Origin of the sequence: Paraburkholderia sp. J11-2 (assembly GCF_905220185.1) — a bacterium.
Taxonomy (GTDB): domain Bacteria; phylum Pseudomonadota; class Gammaproteobacteria; order Burkholderiales; family Burkholderiaceae; genus Paraburkholderia.
The window spans coordinates 43,914-61,186 of record NZ_CAJMYY010000041.1; the positions used below are offsets into that span (position 1 = coordinate 43,914).

Annotated in this window: 11 protein-coding genes; 6 read left to right on the plus strand and 5 right to left on the minus strand. The window is 59.0% G+C overall.

Features of this window, described 5'->3' with window-relative positions; all coding sequences use genetic code 11:
- Positions 1 to 87: 87 nt before the first annotated feature.
- Complete coding sequence (locus tag U5A57_RS37460; RefSeq protein WP_321916971.1) at positions 88 to 675, minus strand: hypothetical protein; 588 nt, start codon at positions 673 to 675, stop codon at positions 88 to 90.
- 1,197 nt (positions 676 to 1,872) lie between these two features.
- On the opposite strand from U5A57_RS37460, the gene U5A57_RS37465 reads away from it, so the two are divergent.
- From U5A57_RS37465 to U5A57_RS37490, 6 genes are all read left to right on the plus strand, one after another.
- Complete coding sequence (locus U5A57_RS37465; RefSeq protein WP_321916972.1) at positions 1,873 to 3,111, plus strand: hypothetical protein; 1,239 nt, start codon at positions 1,873 to 1,875, stop codon at positions 3,109 to 3,111.
- Between the two features lie 272 nt (positions 3,112 to 3,383).
- Positions 3,384 to 4,181 (plus strand): hypothetical protein, encoded by a 798-nt coding sequence (locus U5A57_RS37470; RefSeq protein ID WP_321916974.1) that lies wholly within the window; start codon positions 3,384 to 3,386, stop codon positions 4,179 to 4,181.
- Between the two features lie 384 nt (positions 4,182 to 4,565).
- Positions 4,566 to 5,279, plus strand: a complete 714-nt coding sequence (locus U5A57_RS37475; protein WP_321916975.1) for a hypothetical protein — start codon at positions 4,566 to 4,568, stop codon at positions 5,277 to 5,279.
- Positions 5,280 to 5,739: 460 nt separating this feature from the next.
- The gene (locus U5A57_RS37480; protein WP_321916977.1) at positions 5,740 to 8,760 is read left to right on the plus strand and encodes a RelA/SpoT domain-containing protein; all 3,021 of its coding nucleotides are present in this window, start codon (positions 5,740 to 5,742) and stop codon (positions 8,758 to 8,760) included.
- Positions 8,761 to 8,789: 29 nt separating this feature from the next.
- Positions 8,790 to 10,346 carry a hypothetical protein gene (locus U5A57_RS37485; RefSeq protein WP_321916979.1) on the plus strand — a complete coding sequence of 519 codons (1,557 nt, stop codon included), beginning with the start codon at positions 8,790 to 8,792 and terminating at the stop codon, positions 10,344 to 10,346.
- A gap of 624 nt (positions 10,347 to 10,970) precedes the next feature.
- Complete coding sequence (locus U5A57_RS37490; RefSeq protein WP_321916981.1) at positions 10,971 to 11,312, plus strand: hypothetical protein; 342 nt, start codon at positions 10,971 to 10,973, stop codon at positions 11,310 to 11,312.
- Between the two features lie 167 nt (positions 11,313 to 11,479).
- Here the strand turns inward: U5A57_RS37490 and U5A57_RS37495 are convergent, their stop codons facing one another.
- From U5A57_RS37495 to U5A57_RS37510, 4 genes are all read right to left on the minus strand, one after another.
- Positions 11,480 to 12,943 (minus strand): ATP-binding protein, encoded by a 1,464-nt coding sequence (locus U5A57_RS37495; protein ID WP_321916983.1) that lies wholly within the window; start codon positions 12,941 to 12,943, stop codon positions 11,480 to 11,482.
- 365 nt (positions 12,944 to 13,308) lie between these two features.
- On the minus strand, positions 13,309 to 14,442 hold the full coding sequence (locus U5A57_RS37500) for a hypothetical protein (protein ID WP_321916985.1): 1,134 nt from the start codon (positions 14,440 to 14,442) through the stop codon (positions 13,309 to 13,311).
- A complete protein-coding gene (locus U5A57_RS37505) occupies positions 14,442 to 15,047 on the minus strand; it encodes a hypothetical protein (protein WP_321916986.1) in 606 nt (201 codons plus the stop codon). Before U5A57_RS37505 ends, U5A57_RS37500 begins: the two co-directional genes overlap by 1 nt.
- Positions 15,048 to 15,822: 775 nt before the next feature.
- On the minus strand, positions 15,823 to 16,947 hold the full coding sequence (locus U5A57_RS37510; RefSeq protein WP_321916987.1) for a DUF3800 domain-containing protein: 1,125 nt from the start codon (positions 16,945 to 16,947) through the stop codon (positions 15,823 to 15,825).
- Positions 16,948 to 17,273 lie beyond the last annotated feature (326 nt).

Consider the following 17,273-nt stretch of genomic DNA (forward strand, 5'->3'; position numbering starts at 1 on the left):
ATTCAAGTAGTCCACACGAAGCCGTCCGGATGGAAGTCCGGGCGGCTTTTCATTGCACGCGCGAATGCAGGGTCAAATTACCGGCGCTTATGCCGGCTTGTCTTTTTCGGGGGGCACTGGGTCGAACGGGTTGGGCCAGTATTGTTTGACCTTGGCGTCTGCACGCGCTACGCGCTGTTCGTGCGTCAACAGGTGTTTCTGCTCGCGCGTCAGTTCTGCGGTGAGCCAGTCGTCGGGCAGCCTTTCACCGACAGGCGCAATCGGGCGACGCTCACGCACGGCGGGGCGCGCAGCCGCCACAGCCGGGGCCGCGCCAGTGTCACTGTCGGGCAAACCGCGTTCGGGTGCTACCGGGTTAGCCGCCTGCCCTGGCACATCTGCGGGAGCACGGCTGACTGCCGGGCCGGTTTCCGCCTGTGACGCGCGCGCGAGGCGGGACACGATGCCCCGTTCGCGCCGGATTCTTTTGAGTGTCAGAGCGAAGGTCTGATAGGTGAAGACGAGTCCGGTTGCGGCGAGTTCCTGGATGATCGCGGCGTACCGGACGCCCGAGCGAATGGCACGTTCGACGCTCTCGAACACGTCGCGAAGCTGGGCGGTCTTGGACCGGCCATCGGACGAAGCCGCGAGGGCGTCGAGGCGTTGCGCGCGTTGTACGGCAATCAGGGCGTCCATTTTGAGCGCTCACGTCAGGGGGAACGGGCACAGTATGGCGCGAATGATCGAAAGCTGCATCCTATCTGTTAGGGCTGCGATCTTTTCTGATCCGCAGGCTATCGAGAAATGCTTGAGATTCGATTCATCGTGATCCATAAGTGATCTATCGATCGGCGCTCGGCGGCAGATCGAGGCACGACGTATATGTAGACGGAAATGCTGACGCATTTCCGTCTACATATACCGTGCTCCAAGGGGATACCCCTTGGAGAACCCGGCCGCGACCGCCACCGAGCGTGCTCGGCGTCGCGTTGCAGGCCGGTGGCGCGTGCTCCTAGGCGCACCAGGAGTTTTGCACCGAAGCAGTTGCATGCAGTTGCGCCACGGAATTCGGGCGCTCGTGTCCGCCAAAGCAATGTAGTTATGCGAAGCAGTTGACGCCTTTCTTCGGGGGCATGCACCCACGACAGTGCGAGGTGATGGGTGCGGAGCTTCTCGGCTATGGAACCGGAGGCTGATCCGGGTTATCAGACTTGACCACGCTCGCAAACTGTAAAAATTGCGCTCTGGTCTTATTGGATTGCCCGTGGCGACCGGCTGACGCCATGACAGGCGATGGGCGAGGCGCTACGGTCTTCGCAGGTGTGTTGGCGCTGAAGATCGAGTTTCCAGGTCATCCAAACGCATTGGTCAATTTTGCAACTAACACTCCGCGCCAACGAAACCACGCAACCAGCCCCATGTTTGCGCCGAGAAGCGCGTAATGACTACGCATAACAGGAGCGATCCCGGTTTTAGCGTATCAAAGGCAGGTCTGACGATAAGAATTATCAGACTTGATGAGGTTCGCAAACATGGTTTTTGTCTTTCGAGCGTGTCGGGATCAGGCAGGGCGCGGCGCACCGCATCGCGATGCACGTTGCCGCGTCTGTGCGTCGGATGCGCGTCGGGGCCGCCGCCCGCCCGGGTGTTCGAACGCGCGGACCAACTTTATTTTCGAATTGCTCTTCGAATAGCGCGACTTTTGCCGATAAAAGAAAATTCTGACAAAAGGAGCCACATCATGCCGTCAGCTGTAGACCGCTTCGCCCGGGTCCGCCCCGTTCATCGGCTCACCGGCTTGCGCGTTGAACGCGCCGCCGCGCACCGCATCTGCCCAGCGCCGGGCTTTTCAGCCTTTCAGTCGGGCCGTGCCCGAGCAATGGAGGTGGCGCAATGAGCATCGCAAACGACAAGACGCCAGCCGATGTGCCGGCAGGCAGTTCCAGGTGGTTGCACCGCGCGAGGGTCACGGGCGGCGCGGCGCTCCTGATCGGCTTCGTCGCGCTGGTCGTGTGGTTGATGTTCTGGCCGCAACTCGACGGCCATTACACCGGTGACGCCGGCAGCCTCACGGTCGATGTGGTGTTCGATGGGGCGGCCGCGCACGTGACGATGTCGGGCGATGCAGTGCCACCCGGGCAGCAGGGGCGCATGAATGCCGACCGGGGTTTCACGACCGTCACGTTTGGGCCCGACGCCATGAACCGCCAGGTGCTGGTGTTCCATCCTTTCAGAAATGGCCCCGGGCAGTACGAGCTGGTCAGTGGGTGCCGTTCGGTCACGCTGACCAAAAGCACGCCGGGCAGCCGCTTCGGTCGCGCGCATCCCTATCTGGCGATGTTCCTGCTCACGGTCAGCCTCGTGAGCTTTATGGCTTATACGCTCAACGAGAAGGCTAAGAGCGAGCCGGAGAATATCTACACGATGTGGTATCTGTACTGCCTCGTACTAACGGCGAGCCTCATCGTGCTCGGCGCGGCAGCATACCTGGGGATGTTCGGATTCGACGGCGTCCCGCGAAACGCGATCGCGCGCGCCATTGTCTGGGGTGTTGAGTATTTTCTTGCCGTACCGGAGGATTGCGCGGTATTCCTCGGGATCCTGGCAATCGTCGTCGTGCCGCAGTGGGGGGCATACATGCTGAGTGGCGGCGTCGGTGCGGCGCGACGCTCGCGCCACGTGGTGTCCACGGGCAAATGTGTTGCGCTGTTCATTTCCAAGGCCTTCCTTAGCGCCTCCGCAGTCGCGCTGGCGATTGTCGCTGTCGGGAGCTATTACGCCTGGCTCACTCCCGGCCCGCTGAATGTACTCGCGAATGTGCTCACTGCCGTCCTGCTGCTGCTGATCGGCCTGATGATTTTCTGCTTCGTCCCGGTCAGGGAGGCGAAGAGGCGGGTTGCGCCGCAACCGGTCCGACGTAACCACAAGTGGATGCGTCGCAAGATGCGCAAGCCCGCGCGCGCGGTCGCGGAGCAGATCGAACGGGAAGCACGCGAGGCTGCGCAACGGCGGCGCGCTGTTCTGCATGCCGTGCATTGCGCGTGCGGGCGTGGCAGGTGGGTGTGGGAAGCCTCGCACGGCCGGGCAGAGTGGTGGCGGCGGACGCTTTTTCGCGCCTGGCGCCGGCGCTAGAAACGTAGAGCGCAATGAGAGTGTCACCGTCGATGGCTCGGTAGTATGGAAAGTGCCGTCGCAGTGACACTTTTCCTTCCGGTGCGAGCGAAATAAAAGCGTCACTACACCTCGGTCCGCATTAAGCTTGACACTTCGCATCGCGACAGCGCTTGCCGAACTTTGCGATGCTTGAGTTAGACGGGGAAATGCCGCGCGTGCTTACGCAGCGGTGTCACCACAAGAACAAAGGGAACGCGCACATCAGCTAGTCCCTGATACTGGACGACGCTATGGACAAAACACTTGAGGCGCGCTACGCCGAAATTCTGGCGACGACACGCCCATCCTTCCTGGATCCCGCTGTAGCGAAGACGCGAGGGCTTTCTACGCCGTTTCTCGTGAACGGTCCCAAAGATCCGGGCGCGCGGCGCATCATGGTGATTGGCAGGGAGTTCGGCGGAAAGCATTGGCACGTAGATCCCGAGGGTGGTGGGGTCAACGCGTACGTGGCGAAGGCACTCGCCAAGCATCGCGCATCCTTCGACAAATGGCTTGAGAAAGATGGGGACGGGGGCACCACCTTCTTCAACTTCATGCGCGCTCTAGCAGATAGGTTTGGTCCGGGCGGACTTATCTATTCCAACCTGTTTTGCATCGATGCTGGTGGGGGTGACCCCAGCGGCTCGGAACACTTTCTCGAGATCAAGCGCCTTTCCAAGCAGCTGCTGGATGTACAGTTCGATCACTTCCAGCCAGACGTCGTTATCTTCGCTCACGGGTCAGCTTCCGCGGCCACCAGGCGTGAATTCTTCCCGACCAAGGGAGCCGGAAGTGTTTGCGTTGGGCGCCAAGATTGGGAGGACGTCGGGATTTCCAACATGCAGCTCTGGGAGTTCGAGCTGTACGGAAAGTTTCTGTGCTACCGGATTCAACACCCGGCAAACTGGAGGGGGAAGGCGGCGGCTGAAGCGGCGAAGGCTCGTCGACACCTACTGGACCTCCTGACCCAGACGCTCCCCCAAAGACCGTCGGTCGCCGCGCCAGTGGCCGAGGCGGGCGCTTCCGCTATCGCCTTATCCGCGCCATGAAACAACGCGTCCGCATAAAGCTCGTTCAGAGGCGACAGGCGCCGTGGTGTTCGACTCGTAGGTCTGCCGTCGGAACAAAGCGATATACGCGAGATGACAATCGGTCACGAATGATCGGCATCTACGCTGAGCATCAAGAGTTGTTCAAGCGACTAGAGGACGCGTGAGCACGACAACAGTCGCGACAACGTTTCACCTAGCAGAGGACATCGCGGAGCCGTGGGTCCATGGCGTGCACTACCCCGACAACCGGCGCACCTGAAGAACCCGCGCCTTGATTTCCCGCCTCTTGGTGAATGGAAGGTCGCTTCAGGGTCGAGTATCCCCTGGATCGGTCGGCATCGAACCGCCCCATGTCAATCATTAAAGGTCTTGGGAGACCATATGCTGCACAACGCAACGTTCTGGCGTGGCTATTTCCAGAGAATGTTCAAGCCGCATCTCGAACGCATGCTGGAGGTGCTCGAGCATCGCCTTCTGCCCACCTTCGACGGGATCGAAGCTGAAGCCACGGCGCTCCAGGAGAACACGTACAACGATCTGATTTCCATGCCATTCGATCCCGACAGGATAGACGGATATGACTTGGTCAACGCCGCGTTCGAGGCGGGCTACGGGCATTACTCCGGAATGGATTCCGTCAGACAGGCGCTCATCAATTCGTTTGCACCTATGCTGTATCACGCATGGGAGCAACAGCTGCTGGCCTTCCATCGCAAGGAAGTTTTGCATCCGAAAGAAGAACGCAAAAACAAGTTCTTGCGGGTGGACGTTTTGCAGACGCGCCTGATGGACAGCGGATTCGACATCAGCCACCTACCAACGTGGACGACGATCGACGAGTTGCGGATATTGGCGAACACCGTGAAGCATGCCGATGGCGGATCTGGCGATCAGCTCAAGGCGAGGCGACCCGAGTTATTCGAGCCGCATCATGCGAAGGCCGAAATCGTGGCGATACCTTTTCGCTACACGCCGAGCGTTTATCGGCCGATGTCCGGAGAGGACTTGTATCTCACAATGGCCGATCTCCGAATCTATGGACGCGCGACGATCGACTTCTGGGACGAGTTTTCGGACGCCCTCGAATGCGCGTAGGAACTCGTTTCGCAGTGGTACGTGGACAGCCACGAGGGACTCTGGCAGAGATCAGCCGTGAGCGTATCGACCAGCTGGTCAAGCGCCCGGGCGAAAGACTGTCCGCTTCCGTCTCTCGTGAGCGGCTGGAGTGGGGTCGACACCAGTAGTTCGCGGGCATCGGCAGACGTGCTGGCCCCGTCCGCGTCTCAGCGCCACCCGGTCGGCACCGGGTCGGGCGCCCGGCGCGTGGTGATGTATTTACTGTCGTAACGGTGACATTCTTGATGCGTTCTACGGCTTCGGCCCCCGGTCGCCGCAAAGGCCACTTGATGTGAACTCGGCGTGGGTGACCGCGCGTCGCAGCCGCCGATCTGCGTCTTCATGATCGCTCGGCGCCGTCGCATGCCTGCTGGTGGGGCGAAGTATCATGCAGGACAACCTGGGGGGCCGGGTCCAGTGCCACGTGCGGAGCAGGTGTATGAATCTCGAGGACTATGAACGGCATGGTCGGGGCGCTTACGCTGCGTTCGCGTCAACCGTCGCCGCAATACTCACGGCCGCCATCAACGCCGAAGGTAACTCGTTTCGACTGCAGCAGGTGAAGTCGCGCGCAAAGGAGCCGGCTTCCCTGCGTGTAAAGCTGGAAAAGAGGGGGCTTGCGGGGACGGAGGCGCTCGAAGGGCAAATCAAGGATCTTGCAGGCTGCCGTGTCATCTTTTACATGGACAGTGATGTCAATCGCTTCATCCACTCCGGCCTCGTTGGTGAGAACTTTGAGATCCTTGAAGTCAAGGTCCACCACCCCCGGCGGGATGCCGACGACGCGGCAGAGCTCTATACATCGAATCACTACGTGGTCGCGCTCAAACGGGAACGTCTGACCCTGCCGGAGTATGCAGGCTTCGCCGGGATGCGCTGCGAAATCCAGATCCAGACGATTCTTCACCATGCGTGGGCGGAGATGGCCCACGATACGATCTACAAGGCGCCCGAACTCGCCAGTTTCGGAGGCAGGGCATTTGACGATATCAGGTCGCGGCTACGGAAAGTGGCCAGACGGTATCTTGTTCCGGCCGGCTACGAGTTCCAGAAGATCGCCAGCGATTTCCAGCGTCTGGTCGAAGGCAAGGCATTGTTCGACGGAAATGCGCTCGAGGCAATTGTCGAGGCGGCCGACAACAATGCGCGGGCCGACGCGATCGAAACTTTCGCTGAGCGCGTCTTACCACTTTATGACGATCCGGAGAGCTACTACCCGGAAGTTGTCGCACGCCTGCTCGTGGCGGTGGATCGTGCGCGCGAGACCGGACCCGTGTCGATCGAGACACCCTTCGGAATCCTGGAGGGCAAGACCTCGGGCGATATCCTCCGGGCAGTCGTGGAGATTCTGGCGCGCCATCGTTATCTTGCCGTGGACGCGACGTTCGACGCGTTGTGTCGACTCTACGGCCAGGCAGCATCCAGTGACGAGGAAAAGCGGTTGATCGCGCTTGGCAAGAAACTCGCCGGGCATGACCTCGCGGTCTGGCGTCAACACGGCCCCGTTGTTCAGACCATGCTGCTTGAGCGCATGGTGATGCTGGGCGAGGAGCAGCAGGTTACCCTGGCGCCCCTGCTCATAACGATGCTCCAGGAGATCCTCGGCACGCAGGTCGAGGGGACCATAGCGAGTTCGTCCACCGTGACGCTCCAGCATGGAGCGGTGGTCGCGTCCGAGCTTCTACGTACGGTGCGGACGAAGGCGCTGGACCAGCTGAAGCGCCAGTTCGAGCTGGCGCGAACGGATGCGGAACGCGGCGCCGTCCTGCACGCCATGCAGGCGGGCACACAGCTGCCGTGGCGTGGCATGTACAGCAACGAGCTGCAGTGCATGGTAATGGACGACATTCGTGCGGTGGTGTCGTTTCTTGCCGGGCTAGCCGCCACGCTGGGGCTCGAACTGACCAGGGTTAGCGAGGTGTGGGTTCATCACTGCTACCGCACCTATTCGCACCTCCCCGATGGGATGCGCGATGACGCCGCGCTTGCGGCTGTGCGTGCGCGCGTCGTCGACGCCACGCTTGCATTCCGCGATGTCGTCAACAGGAGCGAAGACTTCGTGTTCTACAAAACGCTGGTCGGGTACGATTCGGTCCTCGCCTGTGCCTGGCAGGGCGAAGCCTTCCGGGATGAGGGGGCGTCTGCGTTCCGTGAACAGCAGATCGACGGTTTTATTGCGTCCATCGACGATCAGACCGCCGAGATCTGGTTCGAGAGGATCAACCGGTACGCGCAGACCGAGTCCAATGATGCCGCGACTTTTATCGAGTTTTGCCGGTTCCTCGAACAACTGGCGAGAGACAAGCCGTCAATCATCCTCGGCTACGCTAACCGGGTTGAGGGGCTGCTCGAGAGGTTCCTGCCGAGCATGCTTGCCGGACTCATGCAGAGCGCCGAGCGGACGGAGGCCGTGGCCCGGATCGATGCCTGGCTCTGCGCTGGCAGGAAGTTGAAGCAGATCACATGGTACCTGCGGCTCGCAGCCCCGTTTGATGCAGACCTGCTCCGGCGAGCGCTGGCGAGTGCAATCCAGCATGAGGACCTCGTCTCGGTACGCAACGCGCTGCTTGCGGCCGACATGCAGTACAAGGCCCACCCCGAAACGCTTGTCGAGGACGTCTTCCTTCCGGCACTGCGTTATCTGGAAGCATGTAGCGACTTCAGCTGGTTGCACCAGCCCTGGGTGACGTGGTTCGAGAGGCCGATCGTTCGCGCGCTTGACGACGGCCAGGCCGGCACGGTCCTGGCCTCGCTAGTCGGTCATCCAAGGCTCGACTCGGCGGCTGAGAACCTCGTGGCCACCCTTGCGGAAAGGTGGCCCGAACGCGTGATGGCGTTCCTTGGTGCGCGTCAGGAATACGCCCGGTCAGACGTGTCACCACCCGACTACGATGCTATTCCGTTTGCGGCACACGCGCTCAGGTTGCCGCTCGCCGCGCATCCCGCAATCGTGCTGGACAGCGTACGCACATGGTTCGATGCGGTGCCCGAACTTTTCCCGTACGACGGTGGGAGACTGCTTGCCGCTGTGTTTCCGGATCTCGCCGGTGGACTCGCGGAGCAGCTAACGAAGCTGGTCGAATCAGGGGATGAGGACGATCTCGCGTTTGTGCTCGCGGTGCTGCTGGCGTATCCGGAGGCGCCGGGCATCTACGATATCGTCCGCAAGATCGTCGCCGTACTGGTGCCAGGCGATACGCTGTTGCTGCGGGCTCGGGCAGTCCTGGAGAACACCGGTGTCGTGCGCGGCGCGTTCGGTTTCGTTGACGTCTATGAGACGCGCAGGACGTTGCTCCAGACGTGGCTGGCTGACCCGCACGCATTGGTCCAGCAATTTGCCGCCGACCAGATTCATCGCCTGGAGCAACGGATCGCAGCCGAGACGCGGATCGCCGAGGCCAACCTTGCGCACCGCCGCCTGCAATACGGCGAAGAACTCGACCAGAACTCCGATGCTTAATTCAATCGTGGTGCCGGTGGTGTCCAACGATGAAAATATACGACCTCTACAAGCCGTTTAGAAATGAACTCCGAAGGATGGCTCTGCAGCCTGCATTGGCAAACATCTGGTGGTATCAACGGCTCGCTGCTCCCTCGGCGCAGATCAGCCTTCCAATCGGCATCAATGGCTCAGTACTTGAGTTCTATACATGGGAACTTCACACGCTATGCCGCGAGGTGTTGCTTAACGCATGCGGGAGCGAAAACACCCTTTCGACGCCGAACGGCATGATCAGGATGATTAACCATATCCGGCGCATCAGTGAGGGCATCTCGGAGCGCACCGTGAACTCTGGCGACGACGCTCTCAATGCCTTGCATGCTTTGGCCCATCAGCAGGCGCGCTGGCAGTATTCACGCGACGAGGCGCGTCTTTTCCGTGCCTACCATATCTACAGCGATCATGAGCTGGCACCGGTCTTCAGACAGGCGACGGGCATTTCGGTCCGCGACATGTTCTTGCTGGCGATCGCGATGACCGAGGCGGGCGCCCGGCGGGCCGGCACCAATGCGTCGCAGGATTACACGGCATTCGGTGTCTCGAACGAGGCCCGCGACCGATTTTTTCGCATGACCGGCACGACGCTGACGACCATACGCCATCGACTTGAGAACTTGCAACGCGATGACGAAGGGTGGGAATTCACCTGGAACGCTCTGGAAGCCACGCCGTTCATCAATCTGGATGACAACAGGAGCCCTGGTTTTTGGTGTCCTTTGCCCCAGCTTCTGCTCCGGCGAGTTACGGAAGGACTCTTCTACGATCTGGCGCACGGTGCTACGACGCACAGGATCAAGTACGGCAATGAGTACGGCCGCGCGTTCGAACGGTATGTCGGGAGGGTGATTGCGGAGGTTTTTGACGTAGCCGTGTTTTCCATCAGCGGCGAGCAGCCTTACAAGGGCAAGCACGGAGAAAAGCACGGAGTCGATTGGATCGTGAGCGATAGCACCGGTAATCTGTTTCTCGAATGCAAGACACGCCGGATGAAGCAGGACGCCAAGGAGACTCCCGCTGGCGAGTCATTGGACAAATCGCTCGATGAATTGGCCGAGGCGGTCGTTCAGCTGTACGCGAACATCGACGACGCTGTGAAAGGCCTCTCGAAGTGGACTCCCAATGGACTGGCGGTCTATCCAATGGTCGTGACATACGAAGACTGGTATCTGTTGACCCCTCAGGTCGTCGATAAGCTCAACGAAAACGTCCGGGTCGGCCTGGAAAAAGAGTGTCTTCCGAAGACGCTGGTGGAGACGATGCCGTACTTCGTCACGTCGATTAACGAGTTCGAGATGGCAGCACAAGACATTGCCTATCTGGGGATCCGGAGGTTTTGCGCCTCTGGGATCGCGAAAGAGTACAGGCATTTCCAGCTTAGCGCGCTTGCAACTACAGAATTCCCGACCGAGGCGAGATCGCATGATCCGTTGCTGACAAACAGCTGGGCGGAAATCTTCCCAGAGATGCAAGAATGGGCCAGTATGTCCGTCGATTCGGGAAGAGCGATGTCCTCGACAGCTGGCCCAGGCGAAGAAACCGGTTAGCGGTGGTGTGTAGCCGATAGTCAAGAAGAGCGTATCCGCGTAGTCGAAGTGAGGACGCTCGAAGGCGCAGGGAAGCCACAGGAATGGAGTCGTTTGAACGGGTCTACGCCGACATGCGATGAGCGCTAGGTTTGCCGTAGCCCGCAATAGTTGTATCACCGCCTCTGGTCGCGTCCAGTCCACTATGCCAATCGGTCCGGCGCCACAATATCTATTGTGGCCCTATTTAAATCAATGGGTCAACTTTTGGGGCATTGAAAGCGAGCCGAGTCCCTTCGTATATGCCCGGAGCTGTTTCTACGTAGATACTTTGGTACGTAGCCAGGTAGCGACCAATCGAGGCACAGAACCGGTTTGCACCGAGCTTCGACGAGCTTTATTCGGCACGTCTGAGAGTCGACGTGTCAGACTGACTTGATGAGGTTCGCTAACGTCTTGTTTCGGTCGTCGATGAGATCGGGAGACGAGCAGGGAAGGGGGCGCGCCATCGCGGCGGGATTCTCTCCGCAGCGCGGAGAGAATCGGGAAAAGGTCGCTCACGTTGCGGCGCGGCCCGGTTTCCGCCAGGATGGATGCGCCGCGCGCCCGACCGGCGCGAGCTGCACCACAATAACGTTGCCCCGCATGGCTGATCGCCTTGAACTCGTCGCTCTCGCGCTGCCCGCCGGCTGCGCGCCGGAATCCCTGCCGCCGTCCGTGGCGGCGTTTGTTGCCGCGTGTTGGCCCGGCATGAGTCGCGCCCAGCTGCTGGACCGGGCGCGGCGCCTGGCTCTGCGCGCGTCGCTGCGCGCCCGTCCGGAGCCCGGCCCCGACGGCGTGCGACTGTATACGCTGGTTCTGATGATCGGGGAGGTGAAGGCCGAACTCGTCGCTCACGTGAGGTGTCTGGCACGCTGCCGCGGCGCCCGGCGCGCGAGGGCTTCGCTGCCACCTGTGCGGGATACCAGGCAGGTCGGGCTCTTTTGACTGCGTAACCGGCACAAAGAGCATCGGCTGAAAGTCCTGCTATCAAATGACCATCAAATAAAGCTTGGACGACTAAGTCGTTGTTTTTATGTGGAAAATTTTGATTAAACCGCCGGCGGCGGCCGCTTGTTGCGATATCGCGTCAAATAAGCCAGCTCGTGGACGCTTTATGCCCAATGGGGGACATATTTCATAAATTTGCGGCCTGCGAGTTCGTCATAGGGCCGGATGACGCCCTGTTCAACAGCTTCCTTGATGTATCGGGAGGCCGTTGCGCTGTTTTGCGGCTCAATGCCGAACCGCTCCCGCAGCGACGTGTTCGTCATGTAGTCCCTCGAAACATACCGAAGACATGCATGCAGGTAACAGGCGCGAATCCGGTCGGCTTTGTCCATCTGCGCGAGAGGTCGATGGGCGAACAGTGAGGCACGCGTGCTGTCGAGCGTAATGGCAAACTCAGGAGCGGGCAATTGATAGAACTCCGTCTCAAAGACAACCTTGTCCACACCACTTCCCCGCTCTTCGCAAATGCCGAAGCGGCGCATCAGCGATGCCAAGGCCTCGTTGCGTGAGCGCGGTGGCGTGTCAAGGAAGCGGTCAACATCGACGAGCGGGACGCCAGGATTTGAGATCTCCATACGGTCTGCAAAGATCTCGATCATCGGACCGGCGCCGCCAACGGTGAAATCCTGATGGATCAGTGCATTGGCGACTAGCTCGCGAACGGCCAATTCAGGATACATCGGGACGGTTCGACGAAGCGCCTTCCCGATGACCTCGTTCGAGGGCAGCAGGTTGTTCACAAACCCGATGAGCCCTTCGAATCCGGCGGCGTAGCCCTTGCCACCGACCTGCTCGCGCAGCGTTGTGATCCGGCTGTTACCGTCGTAGGCGATGACCCGCACAGCTTTACGGCGCAGGTGAGGAAAGTCATCGAGGCGCTTCGCGAAGAGAATCGCACCGAGGTTGGTTACATCCCATTTGCCGGTTGCGTTCTTCGCAACTAGACCTTCAGTGGTCAAGCGCTGCACAATCTGCGAGCGGTTCTCGGGAAGCGGTATCTCAGCCAGATCAAAATAGGCAGGGTAGTCGAGAAGCGTGACGATGTCCTCCTCGGAAACGTCACCCGCAGCGACCAGTGCTTCGAACGGCGTCTCGTCGAAGATGCGCCATAGCGCACGTTCCTTTTCGGGAAACTCCTTGAGCTTTTTGCGGTAGGAGCCCACGCGTACGTACTCGTTGTTCTGAAACTGGACCGGATGCCGGTACGCGCGGCCGATTTCCAGCACTACGATGTGCTGACCCTCGATATCAACTTCGAAAAATTGAAACGGAATCTTCGGGTGAGTGAGTCGCAGGAGCCAGTTTTCGAGCTCTTCGTTACCGACCTTGGCAGATCGCGGCTCGAACGTTGTCCCGACGATTTCGTGGCTTCCATCAGCGATGCCCCAGACTAGATAGCCGTGGGGCTTGTCGCAAAGTGCCGCGGAGTTCGAAAGGGCAGAAATATATTCGCCAATCGCTTCCGGGCGTTCGTTATTCCGCTTGAACTCGAGCCATTCAGTCTCGGCGGGAAGTCGGGTGAGCTCGCGGACGAGGCTGGCGAGGCGGTCCGGGTGATGCTGAATCATGGAGGGGCGCGTTAGTGGTTGCCACCGTAATGTTACCAAGCGGCCGTCTTGTTCGGGCTGCGTGATCGATCGCGCCTGCCGACCGTGTGGCGCGCAAAGGAATATTGGATCCTTCGCTGCCTACAGCAGTGACTGGATTCTCGTGTCGAGCTCGCCCTTCTGGTGATGATGGCTCCACGTCACGAGGTCCGCGACTCCGCCTAGATCGGGAAACAGCACGGAAGGATTGACCCCCGCCGTGGACAACTGCGCCCGCATCTCGCCGAAGGCGTCTGCCGGGATCGTGACATAGTAGAGGCGCTTACCGACCAGCCCGAAAGCTGCTATCCGACACTCGTTGCCGCTCGCTGCGTCAGCTCAGGTGTCTATACCTGCAACGCCTTGACCAGGTTGCGCTGCACGTCGTGCGAGAGGCCTAACGAGAGCAGGCTGGAGAAGTTCTCCTGGTAGACGTTTTTCAGGAGCTCATCCATCTCAACGGAAAGGTAAAGCAGCCAGTCGCGCTTCTTGGCTGTGTCGAAGATCAAGCGGCTTCCATCCGGAACCCACAGCTTGCCAGCGGCGATCGGGTTGCGATAGAGGGTGTCGAGGTGACGCTGTGTCTCCGAGAGAATCGCAAGATCACTGTATTGGCCTAAGCGCAATGCAATCATGTCCGCGTGGTACATGACCGCCGCTATGTCATAGCTGGAGAGTTGAATGTCGCGGTCGGAGTCCGCCTTGACGCTCTTGCAAAGGCGAATCGCCTTGCGCAGCCCACCGTCGATACTGTCGCATCGGCTGCCTACGCGCTGGATGTGAAGGAACGGCAAGTTGTCGATCGTTTCGCCAGAATTCTTGTTGTAGATCGTCACCGCTCGATCGGCCTGTCGGCCACTCGCCTGATATTCCTTTGTGTCATGCCAATGAGCGGGCACTACGTCGACGGATCGCTGCAGCGATCCGCCCGATACCTTAACCGCCTTAGCGCCGGTCTTGTCGACCGTGGCCGCTGGAAATGCGTCATCGAGATTAAACTCAACCTGCTGCCGAAGACCCCACAGGACGCCACTCGACGTTCTCTGGGAAGGGTTCGTGTATTCGCCCCGCAAAGCCTGTATGCCAGCGGTGCTATACGTGCAGAAATCCTTCATGATGGCCAGCACGTCGACGTCGCTGACGCGCTTGATATGGACATCCAAGGGCACGGAACCCTGCAACTTGAATTCAGCATTGATGCCCGCTAAAGTCAGCCGCTCGCGCAACTGGCTGGCCACCCGCTCACCGGTCCGTTCACTGACCTCCGTGTACTTCTTCCCAACGGCCTGCATCGCACCAATGGCGTATCGAGTCCAGCGCTGGTTTGAGGTGCCGCGCTTCTCCCACGCCTCGATCTCCGCAGCATCCATGGCGAAGTGCGCGCCTGAGGCCGAGTCAGCCTTGAGGAAAGCGTTAGCCGAGGGCTCGCCCTTGCGGCGTGCCCGTAGTTGTGAGAGGCGAGCGTCGATATTGGAAGCCATCAATTCCTTTTCGTCCAGTTCATCGTGCCGAAGGTCATCCGGCCACGGCCATTGAAATAATCACCGGTGGCAGACTTCAGGTCCTTCGCGACGGTCATGACTGAGCATCCGGTGTGCGACACCAGGTTAAGAGCGCCAGCCTTCGGGTCGTTTCTGTAGTGATAGAGCAGCACGAATCCGTCAACACTGTCATGGGCAAGTGCGGCGGAGATGCTGCTGGACCCTGAGGTCTTGGTGGCGAGGCGGATGCGCAGTTTGTCCCACGACTGGACGATTGTGACTTCGGCTTGCCATTCATACTCGGCCGAACCGTCGCTGTTGAGCGTCTCGCCAGTGCAGTCCCATGTGCCGGAGATGTCGGGGACCTTCAGTGCCAAGCCGACTCCCGGCCACTTCCACGCCCACTTGTTCAAAACCCAATAGAGGAACCCGAAAACTGCACCGGCGCCAAGCAACGACATCAAAGTGGGCGGTGCGTTGACGTTCCAACCGAACTTTTTTGCTAGATCAACGAAGGTCAGGAGCGTGAAGACCAGTCCTCCCGAGATAGCACTTGCTGCCAAGCTCAAGAGTCGACCGACGTTTGCCCGATTGACTCCACCCATGACCGAGTATTCGTGTTCTTGTGGAGCGATCATTAGTTTAGATTTTACGGTGGCACAGTTAAACAACTAAGTGGCGGGGGCTATCGAGAATTCAAGAGACATTCGAGAAGCTTAGGGTTTATCCCGATCCCGTCGACGAGCGTCTGCATACCACGGACGCTCAGATTGGCAGCCCCGTGCGACTTGTTCTGCTGCGAGCCGAGCCGCTTTGAAAGGCTTGCCGCCTGACGTGGGTCCCGCCCGAAAGCGCGGGAGACGGTTCGTCTTGCCGTTTGCGCGTGCTTGGCAGTTGGAGGTGTATCGCTGAAATCTCGAGTGTTGTGATCGCGATCAAATCGGCCCTCAACACTCGAATTGTGTGCGTCGAAAGCTTGCCATGTTTGATGAGTGTTCTGGACGTCGTCGGATCGGAATGCCCGTTATTTCCAGCATGAAAAGTCGTTCATATAATATAGTAATCCTAATCTGAAATGGGAACGTGATGAGCGGTTCGAATAGAGAGGGGTTATCTTTGGAGAGGGCAGGTCTGCCGAGGGACGTCGCCTTCCGCATCTGGGTTTGGATACGACGGAGCGAAGCGGCGGGCGCTTGTCGACCCCTATGCGGCATTCACGCAAAGACGATGGACGTCCGTTCGCGAATCAACTTGAGCCACTCACGGACGACACAAGGCACGGCTCTAAGCTCTGCACCTCAGACTCACCGGACAAGGTAGTCGAGCGAGAGGTGGGTATAGCATTTAGCTTGCATTGCTTAAACCGGTTTGAACGAAACACTAGACGCGCATCGGGTCTGTGATAAGCCGGCGCGAAACCATATGTAAATACTCTGGCATTCCCTCAACTAGGCTTTTGCCTGCCTTGGCGCGGGAGTGGAGTTCCATCAATACAAGCGCATTGCGCTGGACGCGCCGATCCTTCAGTCTCACCTCGTCGCGGTCCGGAATTATGCTGCCGTTGTTAGCGATCCGAGCGATGATCTTGCGCCAGCGTACCGCGTGTTCGTCGTCAGCTCCAGAGAAAACATACACAGCCGCCGCTGCAACCGCGTCGGCGATCTGGATGCCATGGGTTAGTTTCGAATCTGCAAATTCGATGGGTCCGGAGAGATTGAACGTAATCGGATGACGCTCTCCTAAGCCTTCGCTAAATAACCGATCCTCACGACCAATCATGGTTTCGAAAACGGTAGGGTCGTGTTGCAAGGGCTTGGATGGATCGCAGACTGCGGTAATTTGGTCGTACTCCATTCCCCAATTGGCGAGCAATGTGAATAGCGCTGTATTGGTCAGATCGAGGATCCACTTGCCGGAACCTGCATCGTCAAGAGAGGAAAGTTCGGCCCTTATGTCCTCTGCACGATGCTGCGCGAACTCCCGGATCTGAGTAATTACCGGTGAATTCTCTTCGTGGACTGATGATGAAAAGATCCCGTGAAGCTTGCTCTCGTCCTTCGTTCGCATCAATTCCTCGAACTCGGTAAATATAGCCTCCGCACCCGCTCCACGGGCGACGAACTCGACATACAGGATATTTGCAATAAATCGATGAAATCCGATTCCGTAGAACAAGGAATTAATTTCCGAAAAGCAAGGCTCAAAGATGTACTCATGGAGCTTGCACGCCAGCGCGAATTTCTTGTCAGATATGGATATTTTAATTCTTCCGTCAAACCGATCGAAGATTTCGTCAATCAACTTTCTTCCCCGGCTAAATCGCACTAGTTTGCTCCCTTTGAGCTCGCCACCTTGAATACCATGTGTGGCTATGAGCCGCTCAACGAACTCTTTCGCTTCTTGGTCATCGGTCGCTACTGAGGCATACGAAAAATACTTTTGCTCAGGATGGAGCAAGTTGTTTCCCGTGAATCCGGACTCGTCAAAGTAGATCTTCTGTGGCATTCATTTTCCCCATTTTTTCTTCCAGAATTGCGTCGTATCACGCCGCCCGAACACCAGAGCCCTAGGTCGTCGTGGCAAACGGTGTGAGTGTGATGCGCCCGGGATGGCTGGGTCTCGAGTATATAACCCAGCAGTCGATTTGCTTCGTTCTTGCGGTCCTCAAACTAACCATCAACGGACCTCCGCGCTTCGGCACGACCGGCTGAAACTGGCCGACGACAGTCGCACACATCGAGAAGGCTCATTTGCGTTAGCCCCAAAGTTCAACGATCACAACATCCGTATCGCCATGCGCGATCAAATCCAGCTGCGCCTCGTCCCGGATG

Coding starts and splice junctions, on each gene's coding strand:
- U5A57_RS37460 (WP_321916971.1), bottom strand. CDS start 675: ATGGACGCCCTGATTGCCGTACAACGCGCGCAACGCCTCGACGCCCTC.
- U5A57_RS37465 (WP_321916972.1), top strand. CDS start 1,873: ATGAGCATCGCAAACGACAAGACGCCAGCCGATGTGCCGGCAGGCAGT.
- U5A57_RS37470 (WP_321916974.1), top strand. CDS start 3,384: ATGGACAAAACACTTGAGGCGCGCTACGCCGAAATTCTGGCGACGACA.
- U5A57_RS37475 (WP_321916975.1), top strand. CDS start 4,566: ATGCTGCACAACGCAACGTTCTGGCGTGGCTATTTCCAGAGAATGTTC.
- U5A57_RS37480 (WP_321916977.1), top strand. CDS start 5,740: ATGAATCTCGAGGACTATGAACGGCATGGTCGGGGCGCTTACGCTGCG.
- U5A57_RS37485 (WP_321916979.1), top strand. CDS start 8,790: ATGAAAATATACGACCTCTACAAGCCGTTTAGAAATGAACTCCGAAGG.
- U5A57_RS37490 (WP_321916981.1), top strand. CDS start 10,971: ATGGCTGATCGCCTTGAACTCGTCGCTCTCGCGCTGCCCGCCGGCTGC.
- U5A57_RS37495 (WP_321916983.1), bottom strand. CDS start 12,943: ATGATTCAGCATCACCCGGACCGCCTCGCCAGCCTCGTCCGCGAGCTC.
- U5A57_RS37500 (WP_321916985.1), bottom strand. CDS start 14,442: ATGGCTTCCAATATCGACGCTCGCCTCTCACAACTACGGGCACGCCGC.
- U5A57_RS37505 (WP_321916986.1), bottom strand. CDS start 15,047: ATGGGTGGAGTCAATCGGGCAAACGTCGGTCGACTCTTGAGCTTGGCA.
- U5A57_RS37510 (WP_321916987.1), bottom strand. CDS start 16,947: ATGCCACAGAAGATCTACTTTGACGAGTCCGGATTCACGGGAAACAAC.